This window comes from Abyssisolibacter sp. ZYX002 (assembly GCF_056892235.1).
This window is the reverse complement of sequence record NZ_JARMXH010000004.1, coordinates 265,861-281,933: the sequence shown is the minus strand read 5'-3', so window position 1 is coordinate 281,933 and position 16,073 is coordinate 265,861. Positions and strand designations below refer to the sequence as shown.

General features: G+C 29.6%; 10 protein-coding genes. 3 read left to right on the top strand and 7 right to left on the bottom strand.

Translation table 11 applies throughout. From position 1 onward, the window contains the following. Positions 1-192 precede the first annotated feature (192 nt). Genes P3X86_RS13815 through uvrC form a run of 3 tightly spaced genes read right to left on the bottom strand, consistent with a single transcriptional unit; the run spans position 193 to position 3,724 of the window. Positions 193-924 carry a phosphatase gene (locus P3X86_RS13815; RefSeq protein WP_483293287.1) on the bottom strand — a complete coding sequence of 244 codons (732 nt, stop codon included), beginning with the start codon at positions 922-924 and terminating at the stop codon, positions 193-195. A 17-nt stretch (positions 925-941) separates the two neighbouring features. After that, positions 942-1,862 (bottom strand): HPr(Ser) kinase/phosphatase, encoded by a 921-nt coding sequence (hprK, locus tag P3X86_RS13810; RefSeq protein ID WP_483293286.1) that lies wholly within the window; start codon positions 1,860-1,862, stop codon positions 942-944. A gap of 8 nt (positions 1,863-1,870) precedes the next feature. Then, positions 1,871-3,724, bottom strand: a complete 1,854-nt coding sequence (uvrC, locus tag P3X86_RS13805) for an excinuclease ABC subunit UvrC (protein ID WP_483293285.1) — start codon at positions 3,722-3,724, stop codon at positions 1,871-1,873. Between the two features lie 122 nt (positions 3,725-3,846). Between uvrC and P3X86_RS13800 the strand changes: the two genes are divergently transcribed. Then, positions 3,847-4,536: a hypothetical protein gene (locus tag P3X86_RS13800; protein WP_483293284.1), complete on the top strand. Its 690-nt coding sequence runs from the start codon at positions 3,847-3,849 to the stop codon at positions 4,534-4,536. A gap of 347 nt (positions 4,537-4,883) precedes the next feature. Here the strand turns inward: P3X86_RS13800 and P3X86_RS13795 are convergent, their stop codons facing one another. The 4 genes from P3X86_RS13795 to P3X86_RS13780 form a co-directional block, all read right to left on the bottom strand. Beyond that, positions 4,884-5,423, bottom strand: a complete 540-nt coding sequence (locus tag P3X86_RS13795; RefSeq protein ID WP_483293283.1) for a hypothetical protein — start codon at positions 5,421-5,423, stop codon at positions 4,884-4,886. Positions 5,424-5,495: 72 nt separating this feature from the next. Continuing rightward, positions 5,496-8,315 (bottom strand): excinuclease ABC subunit UvrA, encoded by a 2,820-nt coding sequence (gene uvrA / locus P3X86_RS13790; protein ID WP_483293282.1) that lies wholly within the window; start codon positions 8,313-8,315, stop codon positions 5,496-5,498. A 24-nt stretch (positions 8,316-8,339) separates the two neighbouring features. Then, positions 8,340-10,307, bottom strand: coding sequence for an excinuclease ABC subunit UvrB (uvrB, locus tag P3X86_RS13785; protein WP_483293281.1), 1,968 nt, complete (start codon positions 10,305-10,307; stop codon positions 8,340-8,342). Between the two features lie 995 nt (positions 10,308-11,302). Then, positions 11,303-12,418 (bottom strand): hypothetical protein, encoded by a 1,116-nt coding sequence (locus tag P3X86_RS13780; protein ID WP_483293280.1) that lies wholly within the window; start codon positions 12,416-12,418, stop codon positions 11,303-11,305. Between the two features lie 242 nt (positions 12,419-12,660). Here P3X86_RS13780 and P3X86_RS13775 point away from each other — a divergent pair, with 242 nt between their 5' ends. Both P3X86_RS13775 and P3X86_RS13770 read left to right on the top strand, forming a co-directional pair. Continuing rightward, positions 12,661-13,635, top strand: a complete 975-nt coding sequence (locus P3X86_RS13775; RefSeq protein WP_483293279.1) for an ATP-binding cassette domain-containing protein — start codon at positions 12,661-12,663, stop codon at positions 13,633-13,635. Further along, on the top strand, positions 13,628-16,030 hold the full coding sequence (locus tag P3X86_RS13770; protein ID WP_483293278.1) for an ABC transporter permease: 2,403 nt from the start codon (positions 13,628-13,630) through the stop codon (positions 16,028-16,030). The genes P3X86_RS13775 and P3X86_RS13770 overlap by 8 nt, the downstream gene beginning before the upstream one ends. The last annotated feature ends 43 nt before the right edge of the window (positions 16,031-16,073 follow it).

Below are 16,073 nucleotides of genomic sequence, written 5' to 3'. Positions count from 1 at the left end.
TTAACAAAGTCAATACGTTACAATTAATTGTAAATGTCAAAAAATTTTGTAACAGTCAGAATACTTTCTGTATCTGTATTTCACTTAGTTAGAAAAGGATTAATTTACTTTAAAATTTTTTTTAAATTTATGAAATTTCTTTTGTATTAAATTTCATTTTTTATAATGTGGCAATTTTTTTGTGGATTTTAGTTAATTATTTAACATTCTTTTTGCTCTTCTAGCCTTCAAATACTCTTTTAATTTTTCTACTGAAGTATTTATAACTAGCTCCTCGGGCATATCTATATCTTCTAATACTCTTTCCACTACGTCAAATCTGCCTACATCTGGTGCAAAGTGTGAATCACTTCCTACTATTATAGGTACATTATATTCTTTGCATAATTTAGCTATTTTTATACAATTGTCTTTGCTTCCTCTTCTGCTCTTCCTAAAAGAGCTATTATTGATTTCTATTAATACACCTGTTTCTTTTGCTGTTTGTACAAACTTTTCTAAATCTATCTCAAATTGTGGATTTCCTGGATGAACTATAACATCTACATAGTTATTTTTCATTACATTTATTATAGTCTCTGTGTTTTCTTCTCTACTTCCTGTCTCATAGCAAGGTGTATGAAAACCTGCCAATATTATATCTAGACTTTTTAGTATTTTCTCTGGAACATCAAGAGCTCCATTTTTATCCATTATATTTGCTTCTACACCTTTTAATATCTCAACCCCATACATTTCTTCAGGTAATACTCTCATATTAGCTATATGATAAATATGAGGACCACCAGGCATTTTTGGGCCATGATCTGTTATCCCTATCAATTTCAAACCTTTATTACTTGCTTCTTTTGCTATCTCCATAATTGTGCTATATGCATGGCCACTTGATATAGTGTGGTTATGCACATCTAATACAAATTCCATATTATTTTCTCCTTTGTTTATTTATTGTCTATCCCATTAATTAACCTTTTATTTAGTTCTAATGCAGCATTATATCCCATTACTTTTTGCCTATGGTTCATCGCAGCTACTTCTAATATCATAGCTACATTTCTACCGGGCTTTATAGGTAATGTTATTTTTGTCAACTTTGTATTCAGTATCTCTATATGCTCATCATCTAGACCAAGTCTATCATATTCTTTGTTTTTCTGCCAATATTCTAACTCTATTACGAGATCTATAGTCTTTGAGTTCCTTATTGATCCTACACCATATAATCTCTTTATATCAAGTATACCAATACCTCTTATCTCTACAAGATGTTTTATTAGCTCTGGTGCTCTTCCTTTTATAACACCCTCGTCATGTTTTTTTATTTCCACTGCATCATCAGCTACTAATCTATGCCCTCTTTTTATTAGTTCTAACGCTGTTTCGCTTTTTCCAACCCCACTCTTTCCTAATATCAAAATTCCTATTCCATATACTTCTACTAAGACCCCATGCATTGTTATTGTAGGCGCTAATAAGTCTTCTAAATAGTTTGTTAACTTACTTACGAATTTTGTTGTTGGAAGCTCAGTTCTCAAAAATGTTCTATTATATTTTTTTGCTATTTCCACCGCATGTGTTGTAAAGTCTAGTCCTCTTGTCATTATTATAGCTGGAATAGGATATTTCATGAGTTTATCTAATCTTTTATATTTTAATTCATTCTCTAATTCATTTACATAATACCATTCAGCATTACCAATAACTTGAATTCTATCAAATGAAAAGTATTTATAGTATCCAGCCATTTGTAAGCCTGGTCTATTTATATCACTTTTTGTTATTTTTAACTCTGTATTATCGCTTTTACATAACACTTCTAGATTCATATCTTTTATAAGTTTATTTAAATCTATTTCGCTCATATTACCTCCTATTTACTATTTCTAAAAAAATCATATACACTTTGTGCTACTCTCTTATTCATGCCTTTTTCTTTTGCTAACTCTTCTACAGAAGCTCTTCGGATGTAATCGACGCTACCAAATGAACTAAGCAGTACTTTTTTCCTTTTGTCTCCTATTCCAGGAATATCGTCTAGTATGGATTTAAACATCTCTTTTCCTCTTAAATTTCTATGATAACTTATGGCAAACCTATGTGCTTCATTTTGTATTTCTGTTATCAACTGAAATACCTCATCTGTTTTTTTTATAAGTATTTCTCTATTTTCGTATATAATACCCCTTGTGTTGTGTTTATCATCTTTAACTAGTCCACAAACAGGTATCCTGATATCTAATTTCGATAGCACCTTTTGAGCAACATTAATCTGACCTTTTCCTCCGTCAACCATCACTAAATCTGGAAATATTGAGAACTTTCCTTTTTTATTGCTATCTGATTTTTCTAGTTCTTCTTTACCTTTTGAAAATCTTCTATACAATACTTCCTGCATACTATCATAGTCGTTAGGACCTTTAACTGTTTTTATTTTAAACCTCTTGTAGTTACTTGTTTTCTTTATACCATTTTCAAACACAACCATTGATGCAACTGATTGATTCCCTTGTGTATTAGAAATATCATAAGCTTCTATTCTATGTGGAACTTCTATATTAAGCATATCGCCTAATTTGACTACTCCTTTTTTGCTAGTACTATATTTCTTTAGCATTTTTTCGCTGTTCTGTTTTAGCACCTGTATTGCATTAACTCTTACTAATTTCATCAAATCGCTTTTTTCTCCTCTCTGAGGAAATTTGATGAAGACCTTTTGCTCTTTTTTTTCTGAAAGCCACTCTTGTATAATTTCTTGCTCTTCTACGCTTTCCTGCACTAATATCTCTTTTGGTATATACCATGCTCCAGCATAAAACTGCTTTATAAACGAGCCTAATATTTCTCTATCTGTATTATCGTTGATATTGCTTAATAAATAATGTTCTCTTCCTATTAGTTTACCTTTTCTAATAAAGAATATCTGTATACATGCCTCATGCTCATTTTTTGCTAATCCTATAACATCTTTATCCTCTTCAGAAGTGCTCAGAACCTTTTGTTTTTCAAACATATATTCTATTGATTGTAGTTTATCTCTATACTCTGCTGCTGTTTCAAAATCGTACTTATCAGATGCCTGTTTCATTTTTGATATCAATAGATCCATTAATGCCTTCTTTTTACCGTTTAGGAACACTAATATTTCATCTATCATCTTTATATATTCTTTTCTCGTTATTTTACCCGCACATGGAGCTGTGCATTTTTTTATATGATAATTTAAGCAAGGTCTGTTATTTAGGTTTTCATTTTTTAATCTCTGCCTACAACTTCTTATAGGAAATATCTTATTTATAATTTCTAACGTTACATTTACTGCTCCTGCATTTGTATACGGTCCATAATATTTAGCCTTATCCTTTATAACTGTTCTAGTTTTAAATACTCTTGGAAATTCTTCATTTACTGTTACTTTAATATAAGGATACTGTTTATCATCCTTTAGTAATATGTTGTATCTAGGTCTATATTCTTTTATTAGATTTGCTTCCAATATTAATGCTTCTACTTCATTATCAGTCAAAATATACTCAAATTCTTTTATTTTGCTTACCATTACTCTGACTTTTGGGAGCATATTTTTTGAAGACTGAAAATATTGTCTCACTCTCTTTCGTAGTGATATTGCTTTCCCTACATATATTATTTCATTTTTATCATTTTTCATTAAGTATACACCTGGATTATCAGGCAATTTCTTGAGTTCTTCTTTTATATCAAACATATTTATCACCTTTATCTTTAATCTTAAAAATATGTAATTTTGTTATCATATTTGAAGTATATATCAAATTTATGTATAATACAAATGTACTCATTTATAGAATTTTTCTGGGGAGGTAACTTATGTCAGGTTCAAAAAAAGTAATTAATTTCTTTATTAGTTTTACTATTTCTTTATTATTCTTGTCTGTAACTGGTCGATTTATATATTTCATTAGCAATTATACTAATGACAATATACTTTTCAATGTAATTATACCTATCTATTATACTATTTGTCTCTTAGTATTTGCACTAAGCATGAATTTTGTTCGAAATGCTCAGACAGATAAGCTGCTCAAAAATAACACTACTTATATGGAAGTGAACACAGCAGGATTTAGTTTGGTTAATAAAATATTGTATTATGTTATAATTGCCCTAATCTATTGTTTACCCTTTTTACGAGGAGAGTCTATCAAGAATTTTAATATTACTAGAGTAATAAGCTTGGTGCTTGTTTTGTTAGTTTTTGAACTTATGCTTAGATATTCAAGCAAAACTATAAAAATAACCTTTCTAAAGAACGGTATTGTAGTAAACGGATTTGATTTAAGACTTGATGCTCCTATGAAAACTGGAACCATAATGTATAATAACTCCGGCTATTACAGCTACAATGACATTGAAAACTACTTTGTCTTTCCTGACAAAATTGAATTGTACCTTATACATAATCAAGGTAAATTAAGTTTCCATTCAAATACTGAAATGGGGAAACGATTTACTGGTTTAATGATACAACAACATATTGAAATGAAGAAATTTGATTAAGTTTATAATATCATTTAAAATTCTACAATAAATAGTAAAAATGAAGTTTTTTGCGATTATTCTCTTATTTATGAGCGATACTTTGCAGCATACGCTCTTTGTGAAAATCTAGTATGTTGGTATAAGTAAATATTTTTTTGCAGTGGAGAAGCTGTTTCAAGTAATTTAATAAAAAGTTGAAAAACAGCTTCTTAGATTTTCTACAGATTAGTAGTTGTTTTGGTTTAATCTTGGATTGTTAGGATTAAATTTTTACCATAAGTTATCTATTTTTATGACTTACCCCACCCAGATTTTCAATTAAAAATAAGGCTATCATTTTCCAATAGCCCTATTATCAATAGATTTTACAATGTTATAATCAATCCTCTAATACTATCATCTTTGTCGACTACTGCTCCGATTAAATCTCCACATTTTAAATCTGCTATATCTAAATTCACACATTTGTCATTTCTTTTAAGAACTATTATTACATCATCTCTTAGGTATAATGGCGATAGTATTTCTCTACTATTATCATCAAAATGTTGTTCTATGTTTATAGTATTGTTTTTATAATCAACTTTTGTTATTAAACCATATACAAAATGTTCACCCTTTTGGTAGTCACATTCTTTAAAATCCTTATAAGTCTTTATTGAAACATGCTTATGCACTTGATTCCAACTAACATCTGAAAATTTCTCAAATAGTTCTCTTACTGGAGCATATAGTTTGCCATTTATTAAATACTTGTCTACATCCAACTGTTCTCTATTAATACTGATTCCTATATCGTTACTTTTGTATATTGTGGCTTTTTCTGTACTTATACCATATACTCCAAATGTAAAAAGCATAAATATCAATATCACTATCATACTAACTCTAATCTTATATAGCATTTATAGCACCTCCTAATATATTAAATAGTTATTAGGAGTATAGACACTTTTTACAATACTTATTCTCTACTTTTATTGATTCATAACCTTTCCTAAAAACTTTCCTGTATATGATTTATTGACTTTCACTACTTCTTCTGGTGTTCCTTTTGCTACTATACATCCTCCTTCATCTCCTCCTTCTGGCCCAAGATCTAGGATGTAATCAGCTGTTTTTATAACATCTAAGTTATGCTCTATTACTATTACAGTGTTTCCCCCTTCTACAAGCTTGTCAAGTACTTTAATCAATTTGTGTACGTCAGCTATGTGAAGTCCTGTAGTTGGCTCATCTAGTATATATAGCGTCTTACCTGTACTTCTTTTACTAAGCTCTGCAGCAAGTTTTATTCTCTGAGCTTCTCCTCCTGAAAGTTGCGTTGATGGCTGCCCTAACTTTATATATCCTAATCCAACATCATACATTGTCTGCAATTTTCTCTTTATTTTTGGAATATTATCAAAGAATTCTACACCTTCTTCTACCGTCATATCCAATACTTCTGTTATTGTTTTGCCTTTATATTTTACCTCTAATGTCTCTCTGTTATATCTCTTACCCTTACAAACTTCACATGGGACATATACGTCTGGTAAAAAGTGCATCGCAATTTTCACTATTCCATCACCTTTACAAGCTTCACATCTTCCACCTTTTACGTTGAAACTAAATCTACCTTTGCTATACCCTCTAACTTTGGCTTCTTTTGTCATTGCAAATATGTCTCTGATATGATCAAATACCCCTGTGTATGTTGCAGGATTACTTCTTGGTGTTCTACCTATTGGTGATTGGTCTATGTCTATTATCTTATCTATATGCTCTAAGCCTTTTATTTCTTTAAACTTTCCTGGTCTAACCTTGCTACGGTTAAGCTCTCTTCTTATTCCCTTGTATAGTATTTCATTTATCAAGCTACTTTTACCTGAACCTGATACTCCTGTGACACATGTAAAGAGACCTAACGGAAATTTAACGTTTATATTTTTAAGATTATTTTCTTTTGCACCCTTTACTTCTATCCATTTTCCGTTAGTCACTCTTCTCTTGCTTGGAATTTTTATCTTTTTCTTACCACTTAGATATTGTCCTGTTATTGAATCTTCTACTGCCATTATTTCTTGTAATGTACCTTGTGCAATTATCTCTCCACCATGTACTCCTGCACCAGGCCCTATATCTACAATATGATCCGCGCATTTCATTGTATCCTCATCATGTTCTACTACTAATAGTGTATTGCCTATATCTGTTAGATTCCTAAGTGTTTTCAATAACATGTCGTTGTCTCTTTGGTGTAACCCTATACTTGGTTCATCTAACACATACAAAACTCCTACCAAACTAGAACCTATTTGTGTAGCAAGTCTTATTCTTTGAGATTCTCCTCCTGATAGCGTCCCTGCACTTCTTGACAGCGACAAATATCCTAACCCTACATCCTTGAGGAACGACAATCTCTTGGTTATCTCTTTTAGTATTTGCTCCGCTATAAATTTTTGCATCTCGCTTAACTCTAGGTTGTTAAAAAACTCTAGTGATTTTGCTACTGAAAGACCAGTAACTTCTATTATGTTTTTATCTCCAACTGTAACTGCTAAACTTTCAGGCTTTAATCTATTTCCACCACAAGCTTCACATGGAATTATACTCATATACTCTTCTATTTTGTTCCTCATATAGTCTGAGTTAGTTTCATTGTATCTTCTCTCAAGGTTAGTTATTACACCTTCAAAAGTACCCCTATGTGTTCTTTCTCCTCCATACTTACTATCAAAGGTGAAAGATATTTCTCTTTCTCCAGTTCCATATAGTAATTCGTCCATGAGTTTCTTCGGTGCATTCTTTATTGGTTCTTCTAAACTAAAGTTATTGTCCTTTGCTATTGTCCTAATTATCTTGTAATAATAGGTATCCTCTCCTGTTCTACTATAAGGCTCGATAGCTCCATCATTAATTGATAATTCTTTATTAGGTATTATTAGCTTTTCGTCAACTTTTTTGTGATTTCCAAGACCGTTACAGACTGGACACATTCCAAAAGGACTGTTAAAAGAAAACATTCTAGGAGCTAACTCGTCCATTGCTACTCCACAATCTACACAAGCAAATTTAGTGCTAAATAACAGTTCTTCGCTCTCTATTACATCCACTATTACTAGCCCCCCAGATAACTCTATTGCTGTCTCTATTGAACCAGTCAATCTATTTTGTATACCGTCTTTTATTACTAATCTATCTATGACAATCTCTATTGTATGTTTCTTATTTTTTTCCAGGTCTATGTTATCGTTTATATCGTATACTTCTTTGTCTATTCTAACTCTAACGTAACCTTGCTTCCTTATATCTTCTATTAGCTTTTTGTGTGTTCCTTTTCTGCCACGTACAACTGGTGCTAATATTTGAATTTTTTGCCTCTCTTCTAGTTCTAATACGTGATCTACTATTTGGTCTATCGTCTGTGAAGTTATTTCTTTGCCACATTTTGGACAATGAGGTATCCCGACTCTCGCATACAATAGTCTAAGATAGTCATATATTTCTGTTACAGTCCCTACCGTTGATCTTGGGTTTCTATTCGTTGTCTTTTGATCTATTGATATAGCTGGTGATAAACCAGTTATATGCTCTACATGTGGTTTCTCCATTTGACCTAGGAATTGTCTAGCATATGAAGATAAGCTCTCAACATACCTTCTTTGACCCTCTGCATATATAGTATCAAACGCTAAAGAAGATTTTCCTGAGCCACTTAGACCTGTTAATACTATAAACTTATTTCTTGGTAACTCAATATCTATATTTTTTAGGTTATGTTCCTTAGCCCCTTTGATTATTAGCTTCTCCACCCTTTTCATTCCCTTCTTCTAATGTTATAATTGCTTTTTAAGTTTCTCTATCTCATCTCTGAGCTCTGCTGCTTTTTCAAACTCAAGTTTTTCTGCAGCTCTATGCATTTGAGTTTCTAGCTTAATTATCATTTCTTTAACATCTTCTATATTTACAGAGCTTGATACATTGTATTCTTCTACATCTTCTGCTACTTTTGTAGCCTCTATTACATCTCTAACTGATTTATTTATAGTTGTTGGTGTTATACCATGCTCTTGGTTATACTTTTTCTGTAAGCTTCTCCTTCTATTTGTTTCACTTATTGCTACGTCCATTGAACGAGTAATCTTGTCTGCATACATTATTACTTTTCCATTTGAATTTCTAGCTGCTCTACCTATAGTTTGAATCATTGATGTCTCAGATCTTAAAAATCCTTCTTTATCTGCATCTAGTATTGCAACTAATGATACTTCTGGCAGATCTAGTCCTTCTCTTAAAAGATTTATCCCAACTAATACGTCATATTTTCCTAACCTGAAATCTCTTATTATCTGCATTCTCTCCATAGTCTTTATTTCTGAATGTAAATATGTGACCTTAATTTCTAATTCTTCAAAGTAAGCAGTTAAGTCTTCTGACATCTTTTTAGTAAGCGTTGTTATCAATATTCTTTCATTTTTAGCTACTCTTATATTTATCTCTTTAACTAAATCATCTATTTGATTCTTAGTAGGTTTGACAGTTATCAGTGGATCTAATAATCCTGTCGGTCTAATTATTTGCTCCACAATATTCTCTGATAATTTTTTTTCATAATCACTAGGTGTTGCACTAACAAACAATACATAGTTCATATGCTTTTCGAACTCATCAAACTTAAGTGGTCTATTATCTAATGCTGATGGTAATCTAAAGCCATAATTTACTAGATTTGATTTTCTGGAATAATCTCCACCGTACATAGCTCTAACTTGGGGTAATGTAACGTGTGATTCATCTATTATCATTAAATAATCATCTGGAAAATAATCCAGTAATGTATATGGTTTACTACCTTTTTCTCTACCGCTGATATGCCTTGAGTAATTCTCTATTCCCTGACAATAGCCCATTTCTTGCAACATCTCTATATCATATCTCGTTCTTTGCTTTAGTCTTTGTGCTTCTAGTAACTTATCCTCACTAATAAGTATCTTCAATCTCTCTTCAAGTTCTACTTCTATTGTATTTATCGCTCTGTCTATTTTTTCTTTTGTTGTGGCGTAGTGTGATGCTGGGAAAATTGATATATGATTTCTCTGTCCTATTATCTCTCCTGTAAGTGAATTGATCTCCGTTATTCTATCTATCTCATCTCCAAAAAATTCTACTCTTATAGCGTTTTCAGTCGATGATGCTGGAAATATTTCTACTACATCTCCTCTAACTCTAAAAACACCTCTTGTAAAGTTGATATCATTTCTCGTATATTGTATATCTATCAACTTTTCAATGACTTCATCTCTATCTTTAATCATACCCGGTCTGAGCGAAAGTATAAGGTTTTCATAGTCTATAGGATCACCTAATCCATAGATGCACGATACACTTGCTACTATTATCACATCTTTGCGTTCAAATAACGAAGCTGTAGCTGAGTGTCTTAATTTTTCTATTTCTTCATTTATTGATGAATCTTTTTCTATAAACGTATCTGTACCAGGTATATATGCTTCAGGTTGGTAGTAATCATAAAAACTGACAAAATACTCTACTGCACTTTCCGGAAAAAACTCTTTGAATTCACTTGCTAATTGTGCTGCTAATGTTTTATTGTGTGCTATAATAATTGTAGGTTTTTGAACCTCCTGTATTATATTCGCCATAGTAAATGTCTTACCTGAACCTGTTACTCCAAGTAATGTTTGTTTTTTAACTCCATTTAAAATTGACTCACTTAATTTCTGTATAGCTTTTGGTTGATCTCCTCTTGGTACATATTCCGAACTTATTTTAAATTGTCCCATATATTCACCTTTGTATAATGAAAACATTGGGAAAATCATTATACTTTTCCTTTCTTAATTAATTATATTTTATCCACCTAAATATACACTACAGATTGGTGCTATCGAATTAAGAATTCATACTCAAGGAACGTTTGTTCGTTACTTATTATATATTACTTATTTTTATATGTCAAACATAATATTAAACTATTGAATTGTAATATTTGCTAATAAAACTGATAGCCCTTTATTTTATCCATTATTAACTATAATATCTGTTTTTTATTCATTTAATGGCTAAATGCATATACCGTCTAAAGATGGTAAATTTAAGTCCTGTACATAGAACTAAAGAAAGATAATTCTATAATTGTTGCTAGTTTATTGTATTTAAGGACAAATTAATTATAAAAATAAGAAGGAAAATGAAATTTTTTATCGAAACTTATAAAAATAACAAAAATAGAATTTTATTAAATATAAATAATATTTTTGTTATTATGGTTTGATTTTACTATGATCTAATCTGATTTTAACATTGCCAGTGAATTCACTTAAGTGAGTTCATTTATACAATGTTTTTAAGTGATTTGTCTTTTAAAAGTGATTTTATTATTATGCTATGTGTTATATATTCATTAACACTATGTGAAAAAATCATTTAAAATCACGTGCTAATAAGGTTTATAGAGTTCTGCAAATCGAAGAATTAAAGGAGGTGGAAAAATGAAAAAGCTAACTAAGAAAAATAATATCATAGTTTTAAATTTACAAAGAACAACTTTTTCTTCTTGTAAACCTTGGGAATTACAGTATTAAAAAAGATACAAAAATAAGAATCTAATAACCTATCGTAAAAAATGGTTATATAAATAATATTAACGAAATGGTGTAATCTTCTATAATGATATAATCAAATAGAAGGGATACACCATTTATTATACTGTTTTTTTGCTCTTTAATATTGGAGTTTTTCCATTGATAAAAAAGTCATATCAACGACTTAGTCATTCTTAAGTTTTCTTTATAATATAGTTAATTATCCTATAAAAAATACTGTAATTAGGCTTTATATCTAACGTCATCTTTGCATCTTCTGTTAGTATAAGCACACCTAATGTCTTGTTGTTTATATTTCTATGTATTTTTTTTATTACTCGTTTTTCATTATTGCTATAATAAACTATTTCTAATTCGTTATCTTTAGTAACAGCTTTTTTTACATCATCCTTTGATTTTACTATTGTTTTATTTATTGTTATAACTTCATCTCCTATAGCTAAACCTAGTTCATCTGCTATAGTATTTGGTATTACGTCTAATACTCGTACTGCATTATTGCAAACTGTTATACTTGGTTTCTTGCTCTTACATGCACTTCTTCTTTTTATAATTATCAACTCATGTAGTATTGGACTTGCTATTATAGCAATTATTAAAATCAAATCATATACGTATGATACAGCTACTAATGTAAAAATTACTAAGCTATAACTTATTAACATTTTAGCGGATTCTTTTGTTGTATTACTAACACTATCTGATATTGCTAAATCTGTGTATCCAAGCACTGAAGCTACTGGAAATAACATATTGTATCCTCTAAGTGTTATGTAGAATGGTACACACCAAAATCTACTTAGCTTATAGCCACCTATTAATTCATGGTTTTTTTCTAAATATAATGGTAAGTATGATTTGTGCCCATCTAGCTTTATTAGCATACCTTCTGCTAAGTGTAACAGTCCTACTATAACTATTATGCTCCTTAATGCTTGTATGTCTTTGTTTAATACCATCCCTATTATACATGCTCCTGCACCTGAATAAGCTATACAAGCATATCTTGGATTGACTAAAAACATAAGTATAGATAATATTAAAGCATACTTAAAACAAGATATATCAATTTTAATAGGAATAATCTTAAGTACTATACTTATTAATATACCAACTGCTAGTCCATTAAACTGAGATAATAAAAAATGCTTTAAATATGTCACTCTGACAATGCCTAATAATTCTTTTTCCTTTTTTTCTAATCTTATGTATTGATAAAATACTAATATGATCATTATGATGTATATTGGGTTAACTATTAATTTCAATAATTTATTAAACATATACATACTATCTACACGCTCTCCTTTTGTAAATATTTAGTATTTTCCCCGTTAATCAAATAAGTTAAACCTGAGAATTTTCATTATTATTGTTATATATTAAAATTTAACTATTTATAAAACCAAGTTTCTATGCGAGTCAACCAATGGTTGACTAAATGATATTGATTTTTTATTTTTATTATGCAACAATGTAATTACTTTTGTTATTATTGAGAATCATATTAATGAGAAGGAGGTATTTGTTTATGAATAATGTAAATAACGTATTTGTTGGCGGGCGTTTAGCATATCTAAGAAAATTAAAAGGCAGGACACAAAAAGATATTGCAGAGCATTTTGGTATATCAAAGCAGGCAGTATCTAAATGGGAAAATGGACTCTCTATGCCAGACATATTGTTAATGCCTAGTATTGCAAAATATTTTGATGTTGATATAGATTATTTTTTTGATAAAAATGTTACTGATGATAAATCAAAACATTTCATTAATAAAGAAAAAGTAGCTATCAGTATTAAAGACTTTAGTAAAAAATACGATGATAGTAAAAAGTATACTATTGAAAACTTAAATCTAGATATATATGATAATGTCTCAACTGCCATAATGGGACCATCTGGTTGTGGTAAATCTACTTTATTAAATTGTATATCTGGATTAGAAAAATCAACATCAGGTAGTATTTATATACTGGGAACAGATATTACTAAGTTGAAAGAATCTAAACTAACTAAATTTAGACGAAACAATATAACATATATTTTTCAACAATATAATTTAATAGAAGTTCTAAATGTAATTGATAACATAAAATTACCCTACAAAACATCAGGTGCAAAAATCAACAATAAAAAACTCAAGCATCTAATTAATACTCTAGGGCTAAAAGGTAAGGAAAAAGTACTACCTAATAAACTATCCGGTGGTCAACAACAAAGAGTTGCAATTGCTAGAGCTTTATTAGGTGAAAATAATATTATCTTGGCAGATGAGCCAACTGGTGCATTAGATTTAAAAACAAGCAATGAGGTTTTAAAATTATTATTATTAGGAGCTAAGGAATTTGAATCTCCAATATTAATAATAACTCATGATATAAATGTTGCATCCAAATGTGACATTGTTCATTTCATGCTTGATGGTAAAATAATTAAAACTCTAGAAAGGCCATCTACTGATGAAGTAGCTAATATTATGATGAGGTTATCGAGTGATGAATAAATTAATATTTAATGATATATTTAAAAATAAAAAACTCTTTTTCGGCACTTTTTTATCTGTTATAGTTTCTGTCACTATAATATGTTCTTGCCTTTCTTTATTATTTGGTGCTTTGGAACTTAAAGATTATGGTCATAGATTTGATGGTGTTGATATAGTAGTAAGTAATAATAACGAAATTGTACTAAAATATAATAAAAAAGATAAGATTAAGACTCATTCTAAAGATGTTGATGGCAATATCCCTTTAAATGATTCAGATATATCTTATCTGTCTGAAAAGTATGATTGTGTTTTTGATTATACATTTTACATCAATGCTAAAAAATTATCATATCGTAAAATTGCTGGGCATAATGCTTCAAGTATGGATTTAACTAAGTTTTCTATAGTTAAGGGTAATGTTCCTAGTAAAAAACAAGTATTGATTGATAATGATTTAGCTAACAAAAATAATTTAAATGTAGGAGATTCAATTCTTATTGAAACTAAAAGAGATAAGAAACTCTACACTGTATCTGGTATTGTAAGTAGTAGTTTAAATAATATATACGATTTACAAAACTATGTGTTTTTTGACGATGATACAGCTATAAGTTTATCAAATGGATGCTATAATGTTGGAATTAAATCACAACATATTCAAAACGATATAAATAAACTAAAAGACCATGATTTTAATGTCCTAACAGGAGATAGTATAAATAAAGGTGAGCTGTTTTATATAGCCTATGTTAACTCTTCGCTTTTTATTATATTCTTGACTATGGCATTTATATGCGTAGTTATATCAGGCTTTGTACTAAGTGGCACTATTAAATTTAGTATTAAGCATAGACTAAAAAGTTTTGCTTTACTGCGAATACTTGGATTTACTAAAAGTAAGATTAATAGATTAATATCTGTTCAAAATATTTTTATTGGTTTAATAGGTGGCATAATCGGTATATATACAAGCATTCCTGTTTCAAAATTCATTGCTGATGGATTTTTTAGACTAGGTGTTACAGATATTAGTTTTAAACCTATTTCAAATTTATCTATAAATATATTATCTGTTATTTGTATATTACTGCTTATTTCTATAGTTTCATTCATTACTGCTAGAAAAACATTAAAGATAGCTCCTATGTCTGCTTTTAAGCAGATTGGAGGTAAATTCTCAGAGTATTCTATAATGAGCATGCTTATTGGAATCATATTGATTGCAGGAGGTGTTTCAATAGCCAAATTCACTCCATTTAGAGGAGGTATTGGTGTTGGTATGGGATTTCTATCATGTTCAGTATTTCTAGGCGGAATAATGCTTCTATCTCCTGTTATCATGATTATTATAAACTTCCTGTTGTCTATATTCACTAGAAATATGCACAATAGCTTAGGTCAAGTTGCTAGTGCCAATGTTAAAATTAAAGCATCAAAATTTGCTATTGCGAGCATTTCTATCGCAATAATGATATCTATAAATGGCGTAATGGTGCTTAATAACATGACATATATTAAAACTGTAACAAATGCAAAGTATGATATAGCTAGTAACTATCCTTATATAGTAACAAATATAAGTAATCAAGACATCCCACGGACAGCTTCTTATACTGGAATTAAGACTTTAGATATATTGGTGAATAAAAAAAATAAACTAAATAAATTGCGTATTATAGGTGCAAATAATGTATCTCTGAACATCACTATTAAGGGATTTGATAGTTCAAGAAAATTGTCCGATAATCAAATAATATTATCTGAATATGTACATGGATTTAATATAGGAGATGATATTGAGGTTTGGTTTACGAACGGGTCTAAAAAAATAATGACTGTAGTAGGTTTTTATAATATAAACTCAAACTACAATGGCGAAATATATGATGCCATAATAAGTGATAAAGTTGCTTTTGAAAACAGTTTTGATAATAAATACAACACTATCTACTTAAATAATAAAATAGCGAATGCTAAAGAAAATAGCTTAAGTTATTATCAAAATAATCCTGCTTTTGATATCCAAGTAGCAGCAACATTATTAATGATAGGTATATCTATATTGCTATCTGTTATTGCATTGTTTAATACATTTGCTATCATTATGAGTGTCAGACAAAGAGAGTTTAATTCATTAAAAATTGTAGGAGCTAAAAAATCTCAAATATTCAAGATGACTGTTATTGAGACGTTGATAGTTGTTACTACTGGTTTATTGCTTGGTACTATTTTGATAATAGCTATATGTGGACACTATTCATATGTCAACACTGGTGTATTTGATTATATCGTAAACTCTAAAATTTTCTTTGGTTTAATTATTGGTTCATTTGTTTTAGGTTTGCTTGCTGGTTTACTACCTTCTAAATTTACTATTAAAAGATTAAAACAACAAGTAAGAAGTGAATAAATTTCTTATACCATTTATATCTATATAAAATAATCACCCATTA

Coding starts and splice junctions, on each gene's coding strand:
- P3X86_RS13780 (WP_483293280.1), bottom strand. CDS start 12,418: ATGTATATGTTTAATAAATTATTGAAATTAATAGTTAACCCAATATAC.
- uvrC (WP_483293285.1), bottom strand. CDS start 3,724: ATGTTTGATATAAAAGAAGAACTCAAGAAATTGCCTGATAATCCAGGT.
- P3X86_RS13815 (WP_483293287.1), bottom strand. CDS start 924: ATGGAATTTGTATTAGATGTGCATAACCACACTATATCAAGTGGCCAT.
- P3X86_RS13795 (WP_483293283.1), bottom strand. CDS start 5,423: ATGCTATATAAGATTAGAGTTAGTATGATAGTGATATTGATATTTATG.
- P3X86_RS13800 (WP_483293284.1), top strand. CDS start 3,847: ATGTCAGGTTCAAAAAAAGTAATTAATTTCTTTATTAGTTTTACTATT.
- P3X86_RS13770 (WP_483293278.1), top strand. CDS start 13,628: ATGAATAAATTAATATTTAATGATATATTTAAAAATAAAAAACTCTTT.
- hprK (WP_483293286.1), bottom strand. CDS start 1,862: ATGAGCGAAATAGATTTAAATAAACTTATAAAAGATATGAATCTAGAA.
- P3X86_RS13775 (WP_483293279.1), top strand. CDS start 12,661: ATGAATAATGTAAATAACGTATTTGTTGGCGGGCGTTTAGCATATCTA.
- uvrB (WP_483293281.1), bottom strand. CDS start 10,307: ATGGGACAATTTAAAATAAGTTCGGAATATGTACCAAGAGGAGATCAA.